Source organism: Staphylococcus rostri, assembly GCF_002902145.1.
Lineage (GTDB): Bacteria > Bacillota > Bacilli > Staphylococcales > Staphylococcaceae > Staphylococcus > Staphylococcus rostri.
In genome coordinates, this window is sequence record NZ_PPRF01000073.1 from 1 (window position 1) to 22,505 (window position 22,505).

A 22,505-nucleotide genomic window follows, 5' to 3' on the forward strand; every position below is an offset into this window, starting at 1 on the left:
ATTATAAACTAATAATAGATGTTGGAATGCGATAAGTGTCTTAGCATCATTGATTTCACGGTTTTTCACTGCTGCTTCAACATCTGATAATGAATAAAGAATCGGTTCAACAAACTCATCTTCATCTAAGTTCATATCTCCTTGTTCAATATCATCTGTAAAATAAATAGAAATCAATTCATTCGAAAAGCCGGGTGTACCGTACACATCACCAATATGCTCTAATGACTTGGCACGATAACCAGTTTCTTCTTCCAATTCTCGTTTAGCAGCCGCTTCACGGTCTTCCCCTATTTCCAACTTGCCGGCTGGAATTTCTAATAAGCCGTGTTCCAAAGGTTTACGAAATTGCTTAACAAGAATGACCTTACCTTCAGGATTCACTGCACACACTGCCACCGCACCATTATGTTTCACCACTTCACGATACGCCGTTCCACCGTTTGGCAACGATACAAGGTGTTTCTCAACATCAATGATACGTCCTTGATAGATGGATTCTTTTTCAATCGTTTTTTCTTCAAAATTCATAAAAGCCACTCCTTTTATTTTATGCAAGCTGTTTGATATGATAAATACATATAAAGTTTAGCGGAAGGAGCAGTATCATGCAAAAAAATATCTTGAAAAGTGGTATTGAACTATCAGAATTAGGCTTAGGCTGTATGAGTCTTGGAACGGATAGACACAAAGCTACTGAAATTGTAGAAACAGCGCTCGAATCGGGAATCACTTATTTTGATACGGCGGATATTTATGATAATGGTGAAAATGAAAAAATTGTGGGACAAATTCTAAGTAAATACCAACAGCGAGATGATATTGTCATTGGCACAAAAGTTGGCAATCAGTTGCAACCGAATGGCGATATGGTATGGAATCCATCGAAAAAACATATTAAAGAAGGCATTAAGCAATCATTGCAACGTCTTGGACTAGAACATTTAGATTTATACATGCTGCATGGTGGTACGATTGATGATCCTCTTGATGAAACAATCAGTGCGTTTGAAGAATTAAAACAAGAAGGTCTCGTTAAAGCCTATGGTCTATCTTCTATTCGTCCGAACGTCATTCGCTATTACTTGGCACATAGTCACATTGAAGTATTGATGTCACAATTCAACTTAATTGATAATCGTCCAGAAATGTTAATGGATGAAGTGCATGAACATGGTGTGAAGTTATTAGCACGTGGTCCTGTTTTTAAAGGTTTGCTGACTCAAAATTATAAAAATGCATTAGCAAACAAATTTAAAGACGGTATTTTTGATTATGATGCCGCAACACTTGAGGAAACAGTGAACGCATTACATGAACTAGAACCAGAATTAACAGCACTCAGCTTTAATTACTTGAAATCATTTGATGCACTCGGTTCTATTATTGTCGGTGCAAGTTCCCCACAACAATTACGTGAAAATGTGGCACAATATAACCAATCCATCGACCCGGCAATTGTAGAAAAAGCAAGAGCGCTTGTGAAAGACTTGAATTATACACAACACTTAAAATAATAAACGTAACAGACCAGAAATTGATGTGATTTTCATTAATTTCTGGTCTGTTTTCACTTCATTTTTGACATAAACAGTGGTTTGGCAAGTTTCTCAATAAATCTCGGTGCAATTTGGTAAATTTTTAACAAGCAAGCCATCCATTTCGGCGCATAAAGTTCATTTTTCTTACTATCCATAGCTTGTACGATAGACTGAACCACTTTTTGAGGGTGTAACATGAATAAAGCAAGTTTCTTTTTATATTTACCTTCTGGATCTGAATGATCGTGAAATGGTGTTTTGACAGGTCCTAAAAGCACATTTAACACATGATATGACGGTTCTTCAAAACGCAACGCATTCAATATATGATTCAACCCTGCTTTGCTTGCAGCGTAATGTGCAGCATTAGGTTGTGTCGCAAGGCCAGACATACTGCTCATTGCTACGATTTGAGGTTGTGCGTTTAAATAAGGCTTTATTGTGTTCAATAATAATGCAAAGTGTATCGTATTAAGCTGATACGTGGTCAAAACCTCATCAGGTGTATGTGCGTCCAACGACTTGAAATAACCAATGCCTGCGCTGTGTATAAAACCATCGAACTTTGTCCCCTTGTCACGAAATTGCACAAACAAGTTTTGAATTGCGTCTTTATCATTTAAGTCACACATTACAAAATTGATATTTGGAAAACTGTTTTCAGGAAATTTCAGTTGTGCTTTTCCAATATCTCGAATAAGTAATGTCAGTTGATGTCCTTTTCGATGTAGTAATTTCACAAGTTCTAGACCAATGCCACTCGTGCCGCCAGTGACAAGATAATGTTTGCTATACATATCCATGCTCCTTTACATCAATTTTCCGATTTATGTTAGTATAAATAATAGAATACGAATGAGGAAGTGAAAACTGTATGAAAATTGTATTTTATGGGGCAGGCAATATGGCACACGCAATATTTACAGGCATAATTAACTCTAAAGTATTACCAGCTGAGAATATTTATTTAACTAATCGTTCAAATGAAGCGGCATTACAACAATATCAGGCAGACTTAGGCATTCAATATAGCTATGATGATGCGCACTTATTAAAAGATGCAGATTATGTGTTTCTAGGTTCTAAACCACATGATTTTAATGATCTTGCGGCACGTATGCGTCCACATATTGATAGCAAAAATAAATTCATCTCAATTATGGCGGGATTACCGATTACGTACATTAGAGAAGCACTTGATGTGTCGAATCCAATTGCACGTATTATGCCAAATACGAATGCACATGTAGGCCATTCAGTTACGGGGCTCAGCTTTTCGCCAAACTTTGGTCCAAAATCTAAAGATGAAGTGTTAGAAGTGATTAACGCTTTTGGTTCGGCGATTGAAGTAAAGGAAGATCATTTGCATCAAGTGACGGCGATTACAGGAAGCGGTCCGGCCTTTTTGTATCATGTGTTTGAGAAATATGTTGATGCAGGTACAAAACTTGGGCTAGATAAGTCACAAGTGGAAGAATCTATTCGTGAACTCATTATTGGAACGAGCAAGATGATTGAGCGTTCGGATTTGAGTATGGAGCAGTTACGTAAAAATATTACGTCCAAAGGTGGCACAACGCAAGCAGGCTTAAATGCGTTAGCTAATTATGACATCGAGGGCATTTTTGAAGATTGTTTAAATGCGGCGGTAGAACGTAGTATGGAACTTTCTGAACAAGAAGAAAATGAATAATATCCAAATAAACAGGCGGTGAAAACTAAAATTTAGCTTTTGCCGCCTGTTCGCTATTTTAAAATTGATACGCATCAAAGTCTTGCACAAATTGAAAAGATTGCGTATGTGTGTGTTTAAGTTGTTGCTCGATTGCCTTTACCTCTTCTTTTGTATAACGGTTGCTCAGATGTGTTAGTAAGGCGTGTTGAATATTGCCGCGTTCAATCAGCTGTAGCACATCATCAATATGACTGTGATGATAATCATTGGCAAGTTTCTTGTCGCCGTCAATGTACGTCGATTCATGTACCATAACATCCGCATCTTGAGCAAGTACGAGTTCATTGTCGCATGGTTTTGTATCGCCGAAAATCGCAACAGTCGGCCCTTGCTTGTCAGGTGCTTTAAAATCGTGTGCATCATAGACGACACCGTTAAACTCAAATGTATCTTGGCTTTTAACTTGTTGATACTTTGGTCCAGGTTCCATGCCAAGTGCTTTTAATTTGGCAACATCTAACGTTCCAGGCGTGCTTGGTGCTTGTATACGATAACCATAACATGGGACACCGTGATTTAATGCGCGTGCTTGTACTTCAAATTGACCCACTGTTAAGTCAAGTTGCTGGTCAATCTCATTGATATGTATTGGATAGTTAAGGTGTACGTGTGTCAGCGACAAACTTGCTTCGATATACGCTTTAATCCCTTTAGGTCCAACAATTGTGAGTGGCTTACCTTCCCCACCTTGAAATGAACGACTTGTTAAGACACCTGGCAAACCATACACATGGTCTCCATGCATATGCGTAATAAAAATATGGCTGACTTTTCCTAATTTAATAGAATGATGCAAAATTTGATGTTGCGTCGCCTCTCCAACATCGAAAAGCCAAATATCAGTGGCATACGGTTCTAATTTCAGTGCAATGGATTGCGTGTGTCTGTCTTTCGTCGGTAGTCCTGCGCTCGTTCCGAAAAAAATGATTTCCATTGATGTGCCTCCTTTGCGTTATCCTATCATAGATTATAGTTGAACCGCGACTAAAAATATAGCATGATATAATTATAATAAAGCAGAATATATGACCATATGGGATACATGTTTTATAATGAGAACGTATAACATTACGAAGAATTGAGGTTTTGAATCTTGAATAAGACACATAATCATATTCCAGCGCTTATTACAATTTTTGGCGCGACTGGTGATTTAAGTCACCGTAAACTTTTTCCATCGTTATTCCATTTATTTCAACAAGATAACCTAGACGATAGAATTGCGATTGTCGGAATTGGTCGCCGTCAGTTAACAGTTGATGATTTTAGAGCACAAGTCAAAGCATCAATTCAAGCGCATGTTCATGATACGAAACATTTAGATCAGTTTATGCAACATGTTTTTTATCAACAATTAGACGTTAATAACGAAGCAAGTTATCAAGAATTACTGGACCTAAGTAACGAATTAGACCGACAATTTTGCTTAGATGGCAACCGTCTATTTTACTTAGCAATGGCACCACAATTTTTTGGTGTTGTGACAGATTATCTTAAAGCTTCAGGCTTAACTAAAACGACAGGCTTTAAACGTCTTGTAATCGAAAAACCTTTTGGTACGGACCTTAAGTCTGCAGAAGCATTAAATCAACAAATTAGACGTTCATTCAAAGAAGAAGAAATCTTTCGTATCGATCATTATCTAGGAAAAGATATGGTTCAAAATATTGAAGTGTTGCGTTTTAGTAATGCGATGTTTGAACCTTTGTGGAATAACAAATATATTTCTAACATTCAAGTAACCTCATCTGAAGTTTTAGGCGTAGAAGATCGAGGCGGCTATTACGAGTCGAGTGGTGCGCTAAAAGACATGGTACAGAACCATATGCTACAAATGGTCGCATTGCTTGCTATGGAGCCTCCTATTAGCTTACATAGTGATGATATCCGTTCAGAAAAAGTAAAAGTGTTAAAATCACTCAACGTTCTAGAACCGGAAGAAGTACGACACAATTTTGTACGCGGTCAATATGACGCAGGTGAAATTGATGGGCAATCTGTTATTGGTTACCGCGAAGAAGATAAAGTTGCTGAAGATTCAACAACACCTACATTCGTTGCCGGTAAAGTGATGATTAATAACTTCCGTTGGGCGGGCGTACCGTTTTATATTCGTACGGGTAAACGCATGAAGCGCAAATGTATTCAAGTCGTTGTAGAATTTAAAGAAGTGCCAATGAATCTTTACTATGACAAAGATCAGCATCTAGACTCTAACCTACTTGTCATCAATATTCAGCCGAATGAAGGTGTCTCTATTCATCTTAACGGTAAAAAATATGTACAAGGTATCGAAACTGAACCAGTTCAACTGTCATATTCAATGAGTGCACAAGACAAAATGAATACAGTTGATGCGTATGAAAACTTATTGTATGACTGCTTAAAAGGCGATGCAACGAACTTTACACATTGGGAAGAATTAAAATCAACGTGGAAATTTGTGGATGCCGTTCAAGAAGCTTGGAACAAGTTTGAACCAGAATTCCCTAACTATCCATCAGGTACAAATGGACCATTAGAAAGTCACCTACTATTAAGTCGTGATGGTTTCAAATGGTGGGAAGATATTCAATAAGTACGGCAATGATCCACGTGTATATATAAAATTGGCTGAGTTACATAATTATTCGTGTAACTTAGTCTTTTTTGATTTATAATAGTTCATAAGACTGGGTATTAAATGACGCAGAGTCTGGGACACGATTATTAGAATCTACGTGAATTCTCAAACTCGAACAATGTCATTTTATGAAATATCAACCCATTATTTAAGGAGTGACCAATTTTGGACGTTATCAAACATGTACAACAAGCCATTGTATATATTGAAGATCACCTTTTAGATACGTTTGATTTTCAAACATTGAGTGATTACGTTGGGATTTCTCCTTATCATTTGGAACAATCTTTCACAATGATTGTTGGTTACACCCCTTTTGAATATTGTCGTGCAAGACGTTTGTCACTGGCAGCACAGGATTTAATTCACGGTGCCAATCGCTTAATTGATTTGGCGAAACGTTATCGCTATCCGGATGCCAATGCTTTTGCACATGACTTTAGTGATTACCATGGTGTATCCCCTTTACAAGCCAAAACGAAGCAAGACCAACTCAAAATACAAGAACGTTTATATTTAAAGTTAACAACGACATCCAATCCACCGTATCCATATCGTTTAGAAAATATCGGCGACCTATCACTCGTCGGTTATTCTCGATTTATTCCGACAGCGCAACTAGATGACCACTTTATTATTCCGGACTTTCTTGAAGATTTACAAACGGATGGCCGTTTAAAAGATCTGATTCGTTACAATGATCGCAGCCCACACGAGCTTTTCGTTGTGAGCTGTCCACTCGATCACGGGTTAGAAGTTTTCGTCGGGGTACCAAGTGAGCGTTTTCCAGCACATCTCGAAGATCGCTATTTATCGGAACAACAATTCGCGGTGTTTAACCTACAAGGAGAAATCGATTTTGCGACAACGGAGGCTTGGCATTACATTGAAACAAGCCTACAGCTCACGCTACCGTATGAACGCAATAGACTTTATTTGGAGATTTACCCACTCAATATTTCATTTGAAGATGCCTTTACGAAGATTCAACTATGCGTCCCTGTGAATATTGACGCGTAAACAGCTATTATAAAATCGTGATACAGTCTAATTTTCAAGGTATTGATATATAATGCTTATACGCTAAAGTAATTTAGTTTTATGAACCAAAATCAGAACGATATGTTTTTAAGAGATCAATCATTATAAAAAAAAGCTGCATGTGATTAGGAAATGATCCCTAAATCGCATGCAGCTTTTTTAGTGGCATTTATGCCTGTATTAGTTTGTCCATTGTGTATGGAATGTGCCTTCTTTGTCTTTACGTTCATACGTATGTGCACCAAAGTAGTCACGTTGTGCTTGAATTAAGTTTGCTGGTAAGTCTGCACTTCTATAGCTGTCGTAGTAGTTGATACTTGCAGCAAATCCTGGAATTGCGACACCATTTTGTACACCCATAGCGACAACATCACGAAGCGCTTGTTGATAGTCTGTAACAATTGCTTTGAAGTAGTCATCAAGGAGTAAGTTTTGTAAGTTTGCATCTTTATCATATGCATCTTTAATTTTTTGTAAGAATTGCGCACGAATGATACAACCTTCACGCCAAATCATTGCTAATTCACCTAGTTGTAAGTTCCAGTCGTTTTCTTCACTTGCAGCTTTCATTTGATCAAACCCTTGTGCGTATGAACAGATTTTACTCATGTATAAGGCACGGCGAATCTTTTCTAAAAATGCTGCTTTGTCGCCTGTGAATGCCGCTTCTGGTCCGTTTAATAACGTAGATGCGTGCACACGTTGTTCTTTAAGTGATGAAATAAAACGAGCAAATACAGACTCAGTGATAATTGTCAATGGCGCACCTAATTCTAATGCGTTAATTGATGTCCATTTACCAGTCCCTTTTTGACCAGCTTTATCCATAATTTTTTCAACAAGTGGTTCACCATTTTCATCAAGTTTTGTGAAAATGTCACCTGTGATTTCGATAAGATAGCTTTCAAGTTCGCCAGTATTCCACTCTTTGAACGTTGCTGAAATTTCTTCATGATCCATACCGAGTAAGTTTTTCATCATGTTATAACTTTCAGCGATTAATTGCATATCCGCATATTCGATACCATTATGCACCATTTTTACGTAGTGACCTGCACCGTTTGGACCGATGTATGTGACACATGGTGTGCCATCAGCCGCTTTAGCAGAGATAGATGCTAAAATATCCGCTACTTTTTCATAGGCTTCTTTTTGACCACCTGGCATCATAGAAGGACCTGTTAATGCACCAATTTCGCCGCCTGAAACACCTGTACCGATAAAGTTAATACCGCTTTCTGCAAGGGCTTTGTTGCGTCGAATTGTGTCTTGATAGTTCGTATTACCGCCATCGATTAAAATATCATCTTTATCTAATAATGGTAATAAAGTATCGATTGTTTTATCTGTTGCTTCGCCTGCTTTAACCATTAATAAAATCTTACGTGGTTTTTCAAGTGATTGAACAAATTCTTCAATGGAATAAGTTGGAACGATGTTTTTGCCTGCTGATTCTTTGACCATGAGATCTGTTTTGTCAGCTGAACGGTTATATACAGAAACACTGTAACCGTGTGACTCAATATTCCATGCCAAATTTTTTCCCATAACCGCTAAGCCGATTACACCAATTTGTTGTGTCATATTCTACTTACCTCTCTTATTATAAATTACGGCTTAATTGTATCACATTATGTGATTTCAAACACTTATACTGCGTCATATTATGCAATCTCTATAAGTTTTAATACGTAAGCAACAAGGTCGACCATTGATTGAATCGCAATGCGTTCGTTTGTTGTATGAATGGCTTCGTAACCTACACCTAAAATAACCGTTGGAATGCCAAACTGACTAATAATGTTACCGTCAGAACCGCCACCACCAATTGTTGCATTACCACTTAAATTGAGTGCTTTAGCTGCTGCTTGTGCTTTTTGGTAGACGACCTCATCTTCACTAACTAGGAAGCCAGGGTATGACAGTTCTGTTGTGACATCAGCATGGCAGCCGAATGATGCAGCAGTTTCTTTAAATGTTTGTGCCATATGTTCAGTTTGGGCGTTGATTTTAGCTTCTGAATGCGAACGTGCCTCCGCCCAAATGTTGACAAGGTCTGACACGATATTCGTTGGACCGCCACCTTCAAATTTACCAATATTTGCTGTTGTTTCATCGTCAACTTGTCCTAACTTCATACGGCTAATCGCTTTAGCGGCAATGTTAATGGCACTGACGCCTTTATTAGGTGTGCTGGCGTGTGCGGTTTTTCCATGAATGGTTGCGTTAATTTGCATTTGATATGGTGCGCCAATTGTAAAACAACCCACTGGTACAGCCGAATCAATCGCATAGCCGTACGCAGCGTCTAACATTTCTTTATCTAACGCTTTTGCACCTACTAAGCCGGATTCTTCACCGACTGTAATCACAAATTGAATTTGACCATGTGGCAATTGCTGTTCTTGAATAATATGTAGCACTTCTAAAATGGTTGCTAAGCCAGCTTTGTCATCTGCCCCTAGAATCGTCGTACCATCTGAAGTGATGACACCATCTTTAATGATTGGTTGAATATTTTGTCCTGGCACAACGGTATCCATATGACTCGTAAAATAAATTTTTTCTTTTGAAGCATCTGTTGCAGGTAGTGTACAAATCAAATTATTCGCACCAAAGCCTGTTTTCTTTTTCGAGTCGTCTTCTTGTACTTGGAGACCGAGTGCCTCAAACTTTTCTTTTAAGATTGGTTGTATGATTTCTTCATGGCCTGTCTCTGAATCGATTTTGACCAACTCTAAAAATGTATCGACCAAACGTTCTTGATTAATCATGCAAAATTCCCCCTTTTCATTACATTACTAGTGTATCGAAATTAGACACATTTGCAAAATGAATGACCTATATCGCTACTTGTGAATTATATTTTATTAATGTTATAATTTGACTTAATCATGAGAAATTCTAATAGATACAATTGGAGGCATTTTAACGTGCAAGACAAGAAGTTACGTAAAGTATTATTGATTATCATGTTAATAGCGATTATTGCATCATTGTTACTAACAGGTATTGCGCCATTATTGAGTATGTAATAACTGAAAACAAATAAAGGATGTCCACGTTCGTTTGTGGGCATCCTTTTGTTTATGCAACTTGATGATAAAGCTTTAATGAACCGAAATTGGATTTAATGTTTAAGTATTCTTCTGTATCGTACAGAATTTGAATAATACTAGAGCGTGTGTAAAGCTCGTCGTGGGTTTGTGGTAATGGCAACGCGTCAATCTCCAGACGAATCTCGTACAACATATGTAAACGCATCGCTGTGTAGTTATTTTCGTTGACGTTGTCTGCCATTTCTTTAAATAATGTCGCAACTTTTTTGAGTAACACGTCATCGACTGTAATTAGTTTTAAGTTGTGATGAATACGCTGTAAGATCTCAACTTGGTCTTGACGCATATCAAAATAATGATAGTAGCTATTTTCGTTACGGACGAAATGATTTTTAACGTCTCTAAATGCAATCGATTTTGCTTGTTGTATCGTCAGCAAAAGTTTATCAAAGGATAAGTCACTGTCACGAATCTCCTTCACACACATCGTACTATACGTCTCAAAAATATGACGAATTTGAGATTCGATACTATTTTGATAGCTCGTTAGCTCTTTTTCAAAACTTGGCATAATGGTGTTCATAATAAATGCAATCGATAAACCGACGAGCAGTAACGTGATTTCATTGAAAATTAAGGCGACATTAATCATATCCGCATTAAAAAAGTGCAGCAAGATTACGATACTGGTAACAACACCTTCTTGCGTGTTAATCATGACGGTCAAAGGGATAAATAGCAACACAATCAGTCCGAGGACCCACGCATGTTGACCTAAAAGTGGAAAGATAGTCGCACCAAACCCGATGGCGATTAAGCATGAAACAAAGCGCGAGACGATGGCATGGACAGAATTCATCTTAGTGTCTTTAATGCATAAGACAACTAAAATGGCACTAGATGCATAGTTATCTAGTCCAAGTAGCTTGGCGATAATTACACCTAGTGCCATGCCGACCGCAGTTTTAATCGTTCACCAACCAATTCGGTATGGATTCAAACGGAACATACGGTCAACTCCTTACTCTGCGACACAATATTTATCGAATAATCGTTGTAATTGTGTAATCACATCCATCGTATCGTGACCTTCGATTTGATGACGTTCAATCATTTCAGTGATTTTACCGTCTTTCATTAATGCGAATGAAGGACTTGATGGTGCATAGCCTTCAAAGTAGTCACGCGCGCGTTGTGTTGCTTCTTTATCTTGACCAGCAAAAACTGTGACAAGTCTATCTGGTAATACATCATAATGTAATGCGTGCGCCGCTGCAGGTCTTGCCATACCACCAGCACAACCGCATACTGAGTTGACCATCACAAGTGTCGTACCGTCTTGCTTGAATACACTGTCAACTTCTTCCTCAGTTGTTAATTCTTCGTATCCTGCACGCACCATATCTTCACGTGCTTGTTTTACGACATTGTTCATATATAAATCAAAACTCATGTCCATCGTATCTACCTCCGTCATTTTGGATAATTCTATTTTACTAAAGGTCTGCATGCAATTCAATTTACAAATCTTTTAATAAATAGATGTATTGTCCAAAGTATAAGATTCAATACGGTTTTTAACGTCATTCAAAAATTGTCCTGCTTGTAATCCATCAAGAATACGATGATCGATTGAAATACATAAGTTAACCATATGACGGATGGCAATCATATCATTAATGACTACTGGACGTTTAACGATAGACTCTACTTGTAGAATCGCTGCTTGTGGGTGATTAATGATACCCATTGAGCTTACAGAGCCGAACGTACCGGTATTATTTACAGTAAATGTACCACCTGCCATATCTTGTGATGTAAGTTGATTATTGCGTGCTTTCTGTGCCAATGAATGAATGTCTTTAGCAATGCCTTTAATCGACTTATCATCTGCGTTATGAATGACTGGTACAAATAATTTATCTTCATGCGCAACGGCGATAGATAAATTGATGTCGTCATGTACAATAATTTCATCGTTTTGCCAAGAACTATTGAGCATTGGATATTTTTTCAATGCTTCGGCTACCGCTTTTACGAAAAATGCAAAGTAAGTTAAGTTGTAACCTTCTTGTGTTTTAAATGATGATTTATAGTGATTGCGTGTTGCGACAAGCTCAGTCGCATCCACTTCTACTGTCATCCAGGCGTGCGGAATCTCTTGCACACTTTGGACCATTTTGTGCGCGATTTGTCTGCGCACACCGTTAACAGGTATCGACTTGCCTGCCTGTGATGCTTGTTGTGGTGCACCGTCAGTTGATGTCGCTGGTTGTTGCGGCGCAGATACTTCATCATGTGTGTGTGTTGTCTGCTGCGCTTGTACGCCGTTTTCGATATACAATTCAATATCTTTTTTCGTTACGCGACCTTCAAAACCTGTGCCTGTGACTTGTGTCAAGTCAACATTGTTTTCAGATGCGATGCGGAAAACAACTGGTGAATAGCGACCATTGTTTTTCGGTTGATTTGATGTTTGAGCCGGTTTAACTGTGTGCACGTCTTCAGAAGTTGTTGTTACTTCAACTTTGTCATCATGTGTTGATTCAGACGCTGTTTCTGTCGTTTCAGTATCACTATCCGCTTCTGTTTCGAGTGAGCAGATCACTGTTCCAACGGCTACCGTATCTCCAGGTTCTACATGTAATGCCGTAATGACACCTGCATATGACGATGGGACTTCAGCTGTTACTTTATCAGTAATGACTTCACATAATGCATCGTATTCCTCAACATGATCGCCTACATTGACAAGCCACTGTTCAAGCGTTCCTTCATGTACACTTTCCCCTAGTTTAGGCATTTTAATATCCATAGTGTCGCCTCCTTAAAATTCAGCCAGTTCGCGCATTTTTGTTTTTATTTTTTCAGGATTAATCATAAATTCATCTTCTAACGGTGGTGAGAATGGCATTGCTGGTACGTCGGGTCCAGTTAAACGCATCACTGGCGCGTCAAGATCGAACAGACAGTTTTCAGCGATAATCGCTGCAACTTCTGACATAACACTACCTTCTTTATTATCTTCCGTTACAAGTAGACATTTTCCTGTTTGTTTTGCACGTTCAATAATGGTTTCTTTGTCTAATGGGTAAACCGTACGCAAATCGACTACTTCTACACTGATGCCTTCCTCTTCCAATAAATCAGCCGCTTGAATACAGAAGTTAACAGCTAACCCATAACTGAATACGGTAATGTCGGTACCTTCACGTTTGACATCTGCTTTGCCTAATGGAACCGTATAAAAACCTTCTGGCACTTCTTCTTTTAATAAACGATATGCTTTTTTATGTTCAAAGTATAATACTGGATCATTCGAGGCGATTGAGCTGAGCAATAAGCCTTTCGCATCGTATGGATTAGACGGGATAACAACGGTTAATCCGGGTGTTGAAGCAAAGACACTTTCAATACTTTGCGAATGATATAAGGCACCATGAATGCCACCGCCGAATGGTGCACGAATTGTTAATGGGACTTGCCAGTCGTTATTTGAGCGGTAGCGCATTTTGGCAGCTTCACTCATAATTTGGTTTGTTGCAGGTAAAATATACTCTGCAAATTGAATTTCTGCGATTGGACGTTTGCCCATCATCGCCGCACCGATTGCTGAGCCGACAATATTTGATTCAGCAAGTGGCGTATCTAATACACGATACATGCCATATTTTTCTTGTAAGCCTGCAGTGACACCAAAAACGCCGCCTTTTTTACCGACATCTTCTCCTAAAATAAATGTTTGTGGGTCTTGTTCTAAAGCAATATTCAACGCATCTTTAATCGCATCTAAGTATGATATTTTAGGCATTGAAAGGACCTCCTTGTTCGTAAACGTGTGTATATGTTTCGCTCGCATCAGGATATGGTGCTGCTTCGGCTTGCTTCGTTGCATCATTAACGATGGCTTTATGTTGTTGTTCGATGTCTTCAAACCATGCGTCATCAGCAATGTGTTCCGCTAATAAGTATTCCTTAAACAATTTATTACAATCAGACGCTTTGTCAGCTGCTTTAATGTCATCACTACGATAGCGGTCATCATCATCTGATGAATGTGCTGTAAGTCGTGTACACATCGCTTCAATAAGCGTCCCTCCTTCGCCATTTAAGGCACGTGTACGCGCTTCTTTGACAGCTTGGTACACAGCGATTGGATCATTGCCATCAACAGTCACACCGTGCATGCCATAGCCTTTCGCGCGATCTGATAAACGTTCCGCACCATACTGTAAGTCTTTTGATACAGAAATCGCATATTGGTTGTTTTCGATAATACAAATAAATGGCAATTTATGCACGCCGACAAAGTTTAAACCTTCATGGAAATCGCCTTGGTTAGAGCTTCCTTCACCGAGTGTTGATAACGCGACTTGCTGTGTGCCATCCATTTTGAATGTTAACGCTGCACCAATCGCATGTAATAGTTGTGTTGCTACAGAAGAACCTTGTGACATAATGCCAATTTCTTTTTTGCTAAAGTGTGACGGCATTTGTTTACCGCCTGAACTAATATCATCACGTTTCCCAAATACGGAATACATCGTTTCTAACGGCGTCATTCCCAAATATGTGACAAGGGCTAGGTCGCGATAGTATGGTGCAGTGACATCGCCTTTTTCCAATGCGTATGCTGCGCCAACTTGTGTTGCTTCCTGTCCTTGACAACTAATAACGAATGGGATTTTCCCCGCTCTATTTAATAGCCACATACGTTCGTCTATTTTTCTACCTAAGTCCATTCCTTTGTATATTGCTTTTAAATCTTCTTTATCAAGTTGTGCACTTTGATAATCGATCATCGTGTATCCCTCCTAGTGTTATAGATGAATTGCTTGCTTTTCGTATTTCAAACCTAATTCCATTAACAGTTCTGCCATGGATGGATGCGCGTGTGTCGCCATTCCAAGTTCAAGTGCAGAACCATTTAGAAATTGTAAAACACTCAATTCATTAATTTGCTCCGTCACATTTTGCCCAATGAGACTTGCCCCTATAATTGAACCATCTGCTTGGTCAACAATTAATTCCGCAAAGCCTTCTGGAGTGCCAGGTGACATAATCATTGCCTTACCATTCGTTTGGAACGCAGCTTTCACTGTTTTGACATCGTAGCCTTGCACTTTCGCTGCTTCCGCTGATAAGCCGATTGCTGCAACTTCAGGCGTTGTATAAATACATCGCGGCATTAACGCATAATCAATCGCAATCGGTACTTGTTGGAACATATGTTCAACAGCGATGACACCTTCTTTTGCACCTACATGCGCTAATTGTAATTGTCCAATCACATCGCCAGACGCGTAAATATGCGGTGCCTTTGTTTGCATATAGTCATTCGTTTCAATCGTTTGTTGCTCAGTCACGACCACTTCTGTATTGGAAAGACCTATATCAGCAATGTTGGCACGACGTCCAATTGCAACAAGGGCCATGTCTGCTGTAATCGTGTCATCTAATTCAAAAGTCACAGCGTCGTCAGTTACCTTTACATTATCTTCACTTAAAGCAACACCTGTATGGAAAGTTACGCCGCGTTTAGATAATGATTGCTGTAGTTGTTGACTGACTGCCTCGCTGTCATTGATGCGTATTTTGTCAGCCGCCTCAATCACATGCACTTCCACACCGATTTGACTGAAGAATGAAGCGAATTCTAGACCAATGACTCCAGCACCAATGATCGCAATGCTATTCGGTAACGTTGTCATCGCTAAAAGGTCATCACTTGTTACGATACGTTGATGATCAATAGGTAAAAACGGTAATGTCGCCGGTGATGAACCTGTCGCAATTAAGACATAGTCATTTGTAAGCAACTCAGATTGACCATCTTCATACGTTACAGAAACCGTACCACTTTGCGGGGAAAAAATAGACGGTCCTAATAATCGACCTGTCCCGTTGAATACATCTATTTTCTTTTGTTTTATGAGCATTTGTAGGCCTGAATACATGGATGCTACAATGCGTTGTTTGCGTTCTTGTACTTTTTGAAAATTGAAAGTAGGTGTGGAAGTAGAAATGCCATAATCTTCGGCATGTTGGATTAGTTGATAGGTATCAGCTGATTTTAAGAAGGATTTTGTTGGGATACATCCATTGTGTAAGCAAGTACCCCCGAGTTGAGATTTCTCTACAATTGCAACTTTTTTATCGAGTTGTGCGGCGCGAATTGCTGCTGAGTAACCGCTAATGCCGCCGCCTAGTACGACTAAATCATATTTCTCTTGTGCCATAATCAGTCTCCCCTAACCATATGTATTAATTGTAATCTTTTGATGATATGCGTGATATGCTTGTTCGGCTAATGTCACCATTTCAAATTCTCCTGGATATACGTGAATCGGTGCAATCCAATCAACGTAGTTACGAATTAGCGATATAAATGTTTGACTATAACTTAAACCACCTGTGAAGATGATTTGATCGACTTGCCCTTTTAACACAGCTGCACGTTCGCCGATTGTTTTAGCAATTTGTATGGCTAATGCATCTATTAATTGCTTCATCTCAGCATCTGTGTCATATTGTGCCATCATCACTTTGAAATCCGTAGTTCCCGTATATGCTTTAAGCCCTGCATGACGTGTTAATTGATCTTTCATCACTGCCACTGAAAAGTCGTTCTGTGTGGCATATTGCAGTAATAAATCATTAGGAATGCTACCTGAACGCGTTAATGCCATAGGACCTTCACCATACAAAGCTTCGTTAACGTCTATCACACGTCCATGTTGATGGGCAGCAACACTAATGCCGCCACCCATATGGACGACAATCACATTTATCGACTCGTATGATTGATGCACTTCAGCTGCATAGCGTCTTGCAACAGCCTTATGATTCAATGCATGGAAAATACTTTTACGTTCAATACCAGGTAAGCCGGTGTAACGCACTTCATCGAGTAATTCATCAATAACAACTGGATCTGTCGTATATACCGGGATGTCATAAAGCTTCCCGAGTTGATAGCCAATCATGCCACTTAAATTCGAGGCGTGCAAACCATATTGACCACTTGCTAAGTCATCGTACATTGGCGTATTAACAGTGTATGTGCCACCGACGATAGGCTTAAGCAAGCCACCGCGACAAGCAATTGCATCAATTGTTGTTAATTGAATTTGTTGTGTTTCGAGTGTTTGTTCAATGAGACTTTGACGCAATGGTGCCTGTTCGGATAATGATTGAGAAGTCAATGACATGTCGTGCATCAAGTTATGTTCAAATACGCATTGCATGTGCTCATAGACAGCAATTTTACTGGATGTACTGCCCAAATTTAACACTAAAATTCTCGTCATCGTCTCACCTACTTTTGAAATTTAAACTCGATTGGTTAAGTATACGTCTTTAAAAATTAATTTACAAGAATTTTCATTGCGAGTAAAACTGAGTTCACTTTGTTATCCAATGTATCAGCTCTTGACGTTAAAATAATCGGATAGTCGGCGCCTAGCACGACACTGGCAATACGTGCATGACCAAAGTATGTGAGTGATTTGTATAGCACATTACCGACATCAATATGCGGAACAATAATGACATCTGCATCTCCAGCAACATTAGATTGAATGCCTTTTTGAATGGCACTTTTTCTATCAATGATATTATCGAGTGCTAATGGCCCATCTATCTCAATAGTCATATTTTCATGTTGTGACACGAATGCCTTTGTAAGTTCAGCTGCTTGTACGGAAGAAGCCAATTTCGGATGTGCGACCTCTGTGGAAGACAATAATGCCACCTTCAATTGTGTATAACCAAGTTTTGATGTAAATGACGCGATATTATGAATCATCGACTGCATTTCTTCTTGTGATGGCTGTATATTCAATGCCACGTCTGAGATGAACATTGGCTTGTGATACGACGGAATATCGCACAGCGCAACGTGATTCAAGAAGCGGCTACCATGTCGACGGTTATCTTTTAAAACCGCAGATAACAATTTTGCACTTGTAATATGCCCTTTCATCAAAATATCCGCAGTTTGATTGTTTAAGTCGGTCAAACATTGTTCAAGTGCAGCTTCTTCTGAGTCAAATGTATGCATCGTTATACGTGTTAACAAATGCGGTGCTAAATCAAAAGAGCGAATAATTTCTGAGACATCTTGATGATTGTAGAATGTAAATGTCGCAGAAGTTGTTTCGAGAATACATATGACAACGCGAATACTCGCTTCGTTATGTGCGTTGACGATAGCGATATTAGGACTATGTGCAGTATCTTGTGTTAACAATTGATCAAATGACATAACTCATCCCACCTTATGCGTTAAATGTTTGATTTTGTTCAATCATTTCTTTGGCACTTTGCTTCGTTAAGTCTGTGACAGTTGCACCCGAGATCATACGTGCGACTTCTTCAACGCGCGCGTCTCCAGTGAGCTCTTGAACGGATGTCGTCGTTCTATCATCTTTTTCACGTTTTGAGATATAAAGATGATGATCAGACATTGAAGCGACTTGAGGCAAATGTGAAATACAGATAACTTGTATCACACTAGCAATTTGTTTCATCTTTTCAGCCATTTTTTGTGCGGCTTGACCAGAGACACCCGAATCAACTTCATCAAATAAAATCGCAGTTTGCCCGCGTGAGCGTACAAAAATGCTTTTTAGCGCCAACATAATACGTGACAGTTCCCCACCGCTGGCAATTTTATTCAAGCTTTTTAACGGCTCGCCTTTGTTAGGACTAATTAAAAATTCAATGTGTTCAATGCCGTCTTTTTGTGGCTTTTCGTATGGCTTAAACGATATTTCTAAATTCGCATCTTTCATTTGCAAATTTTGAATTTCCTGTACGATATGATCACGTAACGTACGTGCTACTTTACGACGTTCTTGCGACAAGTGTTGACCATCAATCATCAGTTGTTCAGCCAATTGCTGAATGTCAGCACGCAATTGCGCAGTGCTTTCCTCATAGTTTTCAATTTTGTTAATTTCATCTTCTAATTTCGCTTGATAACGAATTAAGTCTGAAATATCTTTACCGTATTTACGTTTTAAGTTGTTGAGTAAGTTCATACGAGACTCCAACTCATTCAACATCTGTTCATCAAATTCATTTTGATTCATTTCATCATAAAGCTGGTGTTTCGCATCTTCCAATGTGTAGTAAAATTGATCCACTTGTTCTTTAAGATGTGTATACGTTTCTGGCAAAATCTGATCAATTTGTTGCAGCTGTGTACTCAATTCGTGTAAGCGGTCTGTAATCGCATGCTCATCAGTTAACGTGATATAGGCATTATTCAGCGCTAAGCTCAACTGCTCAGAGTTCTGGATGCGTTTAATATCCACTTCAAGCTGTGCGACTTCATCTTCTTGCAACTTTGCTTCTTTCAACTCATCAAATTGGAATTTCATCAAATCCAAACGTTGTAATAATGCTTGGTCTGCAGATTCTAATTCAGCAAGTTCTGTTAGCTTTGCTTGATGCATCTCATACGTTTGACGATATTGCTTCAGCGCATCATCATAGGCGCCATCTGCATAACGATCAAGTAATTCCACATGGTACTTTTGTTTCAATAACGCCTGTGTTTCATGCTGACCGTGAATATCGAGTAGCTCTTGCATCACTTGTCTTAAATCATGTAGCGTTACAGTTTGATTATTAATACGACAGACGCTCTTACCAGAATTAAAAATTTCACGCTTTACAATTAAAAAGTCTTCATTAATATCAATACCCAGCTCACTGAGCATGTGAATCGCTTCCTGTGCGTTATCAATATCAAAAAGCCCTTCAATAATCGCTTTTTTCTCACCGTGACGTACAAAGTCAGATGAGGCACGCATACCAATTAGCTGGCCAATCGCATCAATGATAATCGATTTACCAGCACCCGTTTCCCCACTTAAGACGGTTAAGCCATCTGAAAATTGAATATCCAGTTCGTCAATAATTGCAAATTGTTTAATTGAGAGACTTTGTAACATCTATATCGCATCCTTATAACATATTAAAAATTTGTGTTTTAATGACGTCAGCATCTTCTTTACTACGACAAATAATCAAGCACGTATCATCGCCACAAATTGTACCTAAAACTTCTTCCCAATCAATTTGGTCTAAAATGGCACCGATTGATTGTGCGTTACCAGGCAATGTTTTCAGTACAAGTAAATTTTCAGCGCCGTCAATTTTGACAAATGAATCCATGAGATAACGGCCTAACTTTTCAAGTGGATGATAGCGTCTGTCGTTAGGCAAGCTATAAATGTATTGTCCAGATAGTGTCGGTACTTTGATAAGCTGCAGTTCTTTAATATCACGTGATACCGTTGCTTGTGTGACATTCATATCGAAATGATTAAGTCGTTTCACAAGCTCATCCTGTGTCTCAATTTGCTCGTTAGAAATAATTTCTCTGATTTTTATATGTCTTACAGATTTCTTAGGCATATTTTGCACCCCATAATGAATATTTATACATCGATTTTAGCATAAGTTGAATGATTATCATACTATTGCCCATTACACCCCTAGGCGATTTGAACCATAAAAAAGAGGTTGGACACTATATGTATGTCGCAACCTCGTTATATGTTTCGTTATTTTAAAAGTTTGAGTACTGTTTGTTCGATTGAAGCGGCGTCTAAACCAATATCCGCTAAGATACGTTCGACATCACCATGTTCAATATAAACATCATCAATACCTAAACGCTTGATTTTATTGTGGTAACTATTGTCTGTCATAAAGTTACTAATTTGACTACCGAGTCCACCGTTTAACATATTTTCTTCAACAGTGACAATCGGAATATTAGACGCGCCAAGTTCATGTAACATCGCCGTATCCATTGGCTTAATGTATCGCGCATTGATAACTGTCGCATGAATACCTTGACGTTCAAGAGAAGCGGCCACTTCCGAAATCGTTTCGACAGTTGGACCATAGCTGATTAACGCAACGTCAGTACCTTCTGCAAGACGCTCCCAGCTACCGATTGGTAATTGTTGTCGTTGCGGCAAAATGTCTACACCTAAACCATTACCACGAGGGTATCTAATAGCGAGAGGTCCTTGTTCATAATGCATCGCCGTGTACACCATATCTTTCGCTTCGTTCTCATCTTTTGGCATCATCACAATCATATTAGGAAATTGTGTCAAAAAGCCAATGTCGAATACACCTTGATGTGTCTCGCCATCTGCACCGACAAGTCCAGCACGGTCAACACCAAATATGACATTCAGATTTTGACGATCCACGTCGTGTAACACTTGATCATACGCACGTTGTAAAAATGTTGAATAAATCGCTACATATGGCTTCATACCTTCCATAGCAAGTCCTGCCGCCATCGTTACCGCGTGCTGTTCAGCAATACCGACATCAAAAAATTGTTCCGGTAGTTCTGATTGGAACTTCGTTAACTTTGAACCGACAGGCATTGCTGGTGTAATTGCGACAACGCGTTTGTCATCGCGCGCATATGATAAGATTTCATCAGACATTAATTGGCTCCATGATGGTCCTTTTGGTTGTCCTTTGATTTGTTCGCCTGTATCTAGTTTATAAGGTCCAAGGCCATGCCATGTGCCAATTTTATCATTTTCAGCTGGATGGTACCCTTTTCCTTTTTTGGTTACAACATGAATTAATACAGGTTTATTAATAGAATCTGCTGTAGTAAGTGCATGGTCTAATTCTTCAAAATTGTGACCATCGACGGGTCCGATATATCGAATGCCTAACTCTTCAAAAAACGCCCCATCTACTACAAGATATTTTAAACTATCTTTAATACGATCTGCTGATTCACGTAAACGACTTCCCCCTGGTAGTCGACTTAACACCGTCTCAGCATCCACTTTAAGTCGATTGTATCCTTGATTCATACGAATACGACCAAGCATATTATGCATCGCGCCCACATTAGGTGCGATACTCATTTCGTTGTCGTTCAAAATAATCGTCATATTCGTACGGTCATGACCGATACTATTTAATGCTTCTAATGCCATACCACCAGTCAGTGCCCCATCACCAATCACTGGTACGACGTGATTATTATGACCTAAAATATCACGAGCTTTCGCCATACCCATGGCAGCTGATAGAGAAGTAGAGCTATGTCCGGCTTCCCATACATCGTGTGCTGATTCTCTTAATTTTGGAAATCCACATAATCCTTTATATTGTCTTAATGTATCAAACTGATTTGCTCGGCCTGTCAAAATTTTATGGATATAACTTTGATGGCCAACATCCCAGATAATTTTATCTTTTGGACTTTGGTAGTGTTTATGTAAAGCGATTGTTAACTCTACCACACCAAGATTGGCACCGATATGCCCACCTGTCACCGCGCAAGTTTCTATTAAAAATTGACGTATATTTTGGCTGAGTGATTCAAGTTCTTGAACAGAAAGACTTTTTAAGAATGATGGATCCTGTATAGTACGTATATCCATTTATATATCACCCTTTATCTTTATCTCTTACGATTATAACTCATTTATCTATCGAGATAT

Annotated in this window: 21 protein-coding genes; 5 read left to right on the forward strand and 16 right to left on the reverse strand. The window is 38.9% G+C overall.

What is annotated here, in order from left to right:
* Positions 1-531: NUDIX domain-containing protein (locus CD122_RS09595; RefSeq protein ID WP_103358758.1), on the reverse strand; the 531-nt coding region annotated here is incomplete at its 3' end.
* 77 nt (positions 532-608) lie between these two features.
* On the opposite strand from CD122_RS09595, the gene CD122_RS09600 reads away from it, so the two are divergent.
* Complete coding sequence (locus tag CD122_RS09600) at positions 609-1,517, forward strand: aldo/keto reductase (protein WP_103358759.1); 909 nt, start codon at positions 609-611, stop codon at positions 1,515-1,517.
* A 53-nt stretch (positions 1,518-1,570) separates the two neighbouring features.
* On the opposite strand, the gene CD122_RS09605 is transcribed toward CD122_RS09600, so the two are convergent.
* Positions 1,571-2,338: an SDR family NAD(P)-dependent oxidoreductase gene (locus CD122_RS09605; RefSeq protein ID WP_169926504.1), complete on the reverse strand. Its 768-nt coding sequence runs from the start codon at positions 2,336-2,338 to the stop codon at positions 1,571-1,573.
* 77 nt (positions 2,339-2,415) lie between these two features.
* Here CD122_RS09605 and proC point away from each other — a divergent pair, with 77 nt between their 5' ends.
* Positions 2,416-3,234 carry a pyrroline-5-carboxylate reductase gene (gene proC / locus CD122_RS09610; protein ID WP_103358761.1) on the forward strand — a complete coding sequence of 273 codons (819 nt, stop codon included), beginning with the start codon at positions 2,416-2,418 and terminating at the stop codon, positions 3,232-3,234.
* A gap of 58 nt (positions 3,235-3,292) precedes the next feature.
* On the opposite strand, the gene rnz is transcribed toward proC, so the two are convergent.
* A complete protein-coding gene (gene rnz, locus CD122_RS09615; protein ID WP_103358762.1) occupies positions 3,293-4,210 on the reverse strand; it encodes a ribonuclease Z in 918 nt (305 codons plus the stop codon).
* Between the two features lie 159 nt (positions 4,211-4,369).
* Between rnz and zwf the strand changes: the two genes are divergently transcribed.
* Both zwf and CD122_RS09625 read left to right on the forward strand, forming a co-directional pair.
* Entirely contained in the window at positions 4,370-5,854 is a 1,485-nt protein-coding gene (gene zwf, locus CD122_RS09620) for a glucose-6-phosphate dehydrogenase (protein ID WP_103358763.1), read from the forward strand.
* A gap of 210 nt (positions 5,855-6,064) precedes the next feature.
* The gene (locus CD122_RS09625; RefSeq protein WP_103358764.1) at positions 6,065-6,919 is read left to right on the forward strand and encodes an AraC family transcriptional regulator; all 855 of its coding nucleotides are present in this window, start codon (positions 6,065-6,067) and stop codon (positions 6,917-6,919) included.
* A 201-nt stretch (positions 6,920-7,120) separates the two neighbouring features.
* Here CD122_RS09625 and gndA read toward each other — a convergent pair whose 3' ends face one another.
* Both gndA and CD122_RS09635 read right to left on the reverse strand, forming a co-directional pair.
* Positions 7,121-8,524, reverse strand: coding sequence for an NADP-dependent phosphogluconate dehydrogenase (gndA, locus tag CD122_RS09630; protein WP_103358765.1), 1,404 nt, complete (start codon positions 8,522-8,524; stop codon positions 7,121-7,123).
* Positions 8,525-8,604: 80 nt separating this feature from the next.
* Positions 8,605-9,714 (reverse strand): M20/M25/M40 family metallo-hydrolase, encoded by a 1,110-nt coding sequence (locus tag CD122_RS09635; RefSeq protein ID WP_103358766.1) that lies wholly within the window; start codon positions 9,712-9,714, stop codon positions 8,605-8,607.
* 159 nt (positions 9,715-9,873) lie between these two features.
* On the opposite strand from CD122_RS09635, the gene prli42 reads away from it, so the two are divergent.
* Positions 9,874-9,975 (forward strand): stressosome-associated protein Prli42, encoded by a 102-nt coding sequence (gene prli42, locus CD122_RS11970; RefSeq protein ID WP_169926505.1) that lies wholly within the window; start codon positions 9,874-9,876, stop codon positions 9,973-9,975.
* 52 nt (positions 9,976-10,027) lie between these two features.
* On the opposite strand, the gene CD122_RS09640 is transcribed toward prli42, so the two are convergent.
* The 11 genes from CD122_RS09640 to dxs all read right to left on the reverse strand — a co-directional run bounded on the left by CD122_RS09640 (position 10,028) and on the right by dxs (position 22,445).
* Positions 10,028-10,969, reverse strand: a complete 942-nt coding sequence (locus tag CD122_RS09640; RefSeq protein WP_276307407.1) for an aromatic acid exporter family protein — start codon at positions 10,967-10,969, stop codon at positions 10,028-10,030.
* Positions 10,970-11,020: 51 nt separating this feature from the next.
* Positions 11,021-11,458 carry a bacilliredoxin BrxB gene (gene brxB / locus CD122_RS09645; protein WP_103358767.1) on the reverse strand — a complete coding sequence of 146 codons (438 nt, stop codon included), beginning with the start codon at positions 11,456-11,458 and terminating at the stop codon, positions 11,021-11,023.
* A 72-nt stretch (positions 11,459-11,530) separates the two neighbouring features.
* On the reverse strand, positions 11,531-12,814 hold the full coding sequence (locus tag CD122_RS09650; protein ID WP_103358768.1) for a dihydrolipoamide acetyltransferase family protein: 1,284 nt from the start codon (positions 12,812-12,814) through the stop codon (positions 11,531-11,533).
* Between the two features lie 12 nt (positions 12,815-12,826).
* A complete protein-coding gene (locus CD122_RS09655) occupies positions 12,827-13,810 on the reverse strand; it encodes an alpha-ketoacid dehydrogenase subunit beta (RefSeq protein ID WP_103358769.1) in 984 nt (327 codons plus the stop codon).
* Positions 13,803-14,801 (reverse strand): thiamine pyrophosphate-dependent dehydrogenase E1 component subunit alpha, encoded by a 999-nt coding sequence (locus tag CD122_RS09660; protein ID WP_103358770.1) that lies wholly within the window; start codon positions 14,799-14,801, stop codon positions 13,803-13,805. Before CD122_RS09660 ends, CD122_RS09655 begins: the two co-directional genes overlap by 8 nt.
* Positions 14,802-14,819: 18 nt before the next feature.
* Positions 14,820-16,238: a dihydrolipoyl dehydrogenase gene (gene lpdA / locus CD122_RS09665; protein WP_103358771.1), complete on the reverse strand. Its 1,419-nt coding sequence runs from the start codon at positions 16,236-16,238 to the stop codon at positions 14,820-14,822.
* Between the two features lie 12 nt (positions 16,239-16,250).
* Complete coding sequence (gene buk, locus CD122_RS09670) at positions 16,251-17,309, reverse strand: butyrate kinase (RefSeq protein WP_103358772.1); 1,059 nt, start codon at positions 17,307-17,309, stop codon at positions 16,251-16,253.
* A gap of 56 nt (positions 17,310-17,365) precedes the next feature.
* The gene (locus CD122_RS09675) at positions 17,366-18,265 is read right to left on the reverse strand and encodes a phosphate acyltransferase (RefSeq protein WP_103358773.1); all 900 of its coding nucleotides are present in this window, start codon (positions 18,263-18,265) and stop codon (positions 17,366-17,368) included.
* 13 nt (positions 18,266-18,278) lie between these two features.
* Positions 18,279-19,961, reverse strand: coding sequence for a DNA repair protein RecN (recN, locus tag CD122_RS09680; protein WP_103358774.1), 1,683 nt, complete (start codon positions 19,959-19,961; stop codon positions 18,279-18,281).
* A gap of 13 nt (positions 19,962-19,974) precedes the next feature.
* Complete coding sequence (ahrC, locus tag CD122_RS09685) at positions 19,975-20,427, reverse strand: transcriptional regulator AhrC/ArgR (RefSeq protein WP_103358775.1); 453 nt, start codon at positions 20,425-20,427, stop codon at positions 19,975-19,977.
* A 149-nt stretch (positions 20,428-20,576) separates the two neighbouring features.
* Positions 20,577-22,445 (reverse strand): 1-deoxy-D-xylulose-5-phosphate synthase, encoded by a 1,869-nt coding sequence (gene dxs, locus CD122_RS09690; protein WP_103358776.1) that lies wholly within the window; start codon positions 22,443-22,445, stop codon positions 20,577-20,579.
* Between the last annotated feature and the right edge of the window lie 60 nt (positions 22,446-22,505).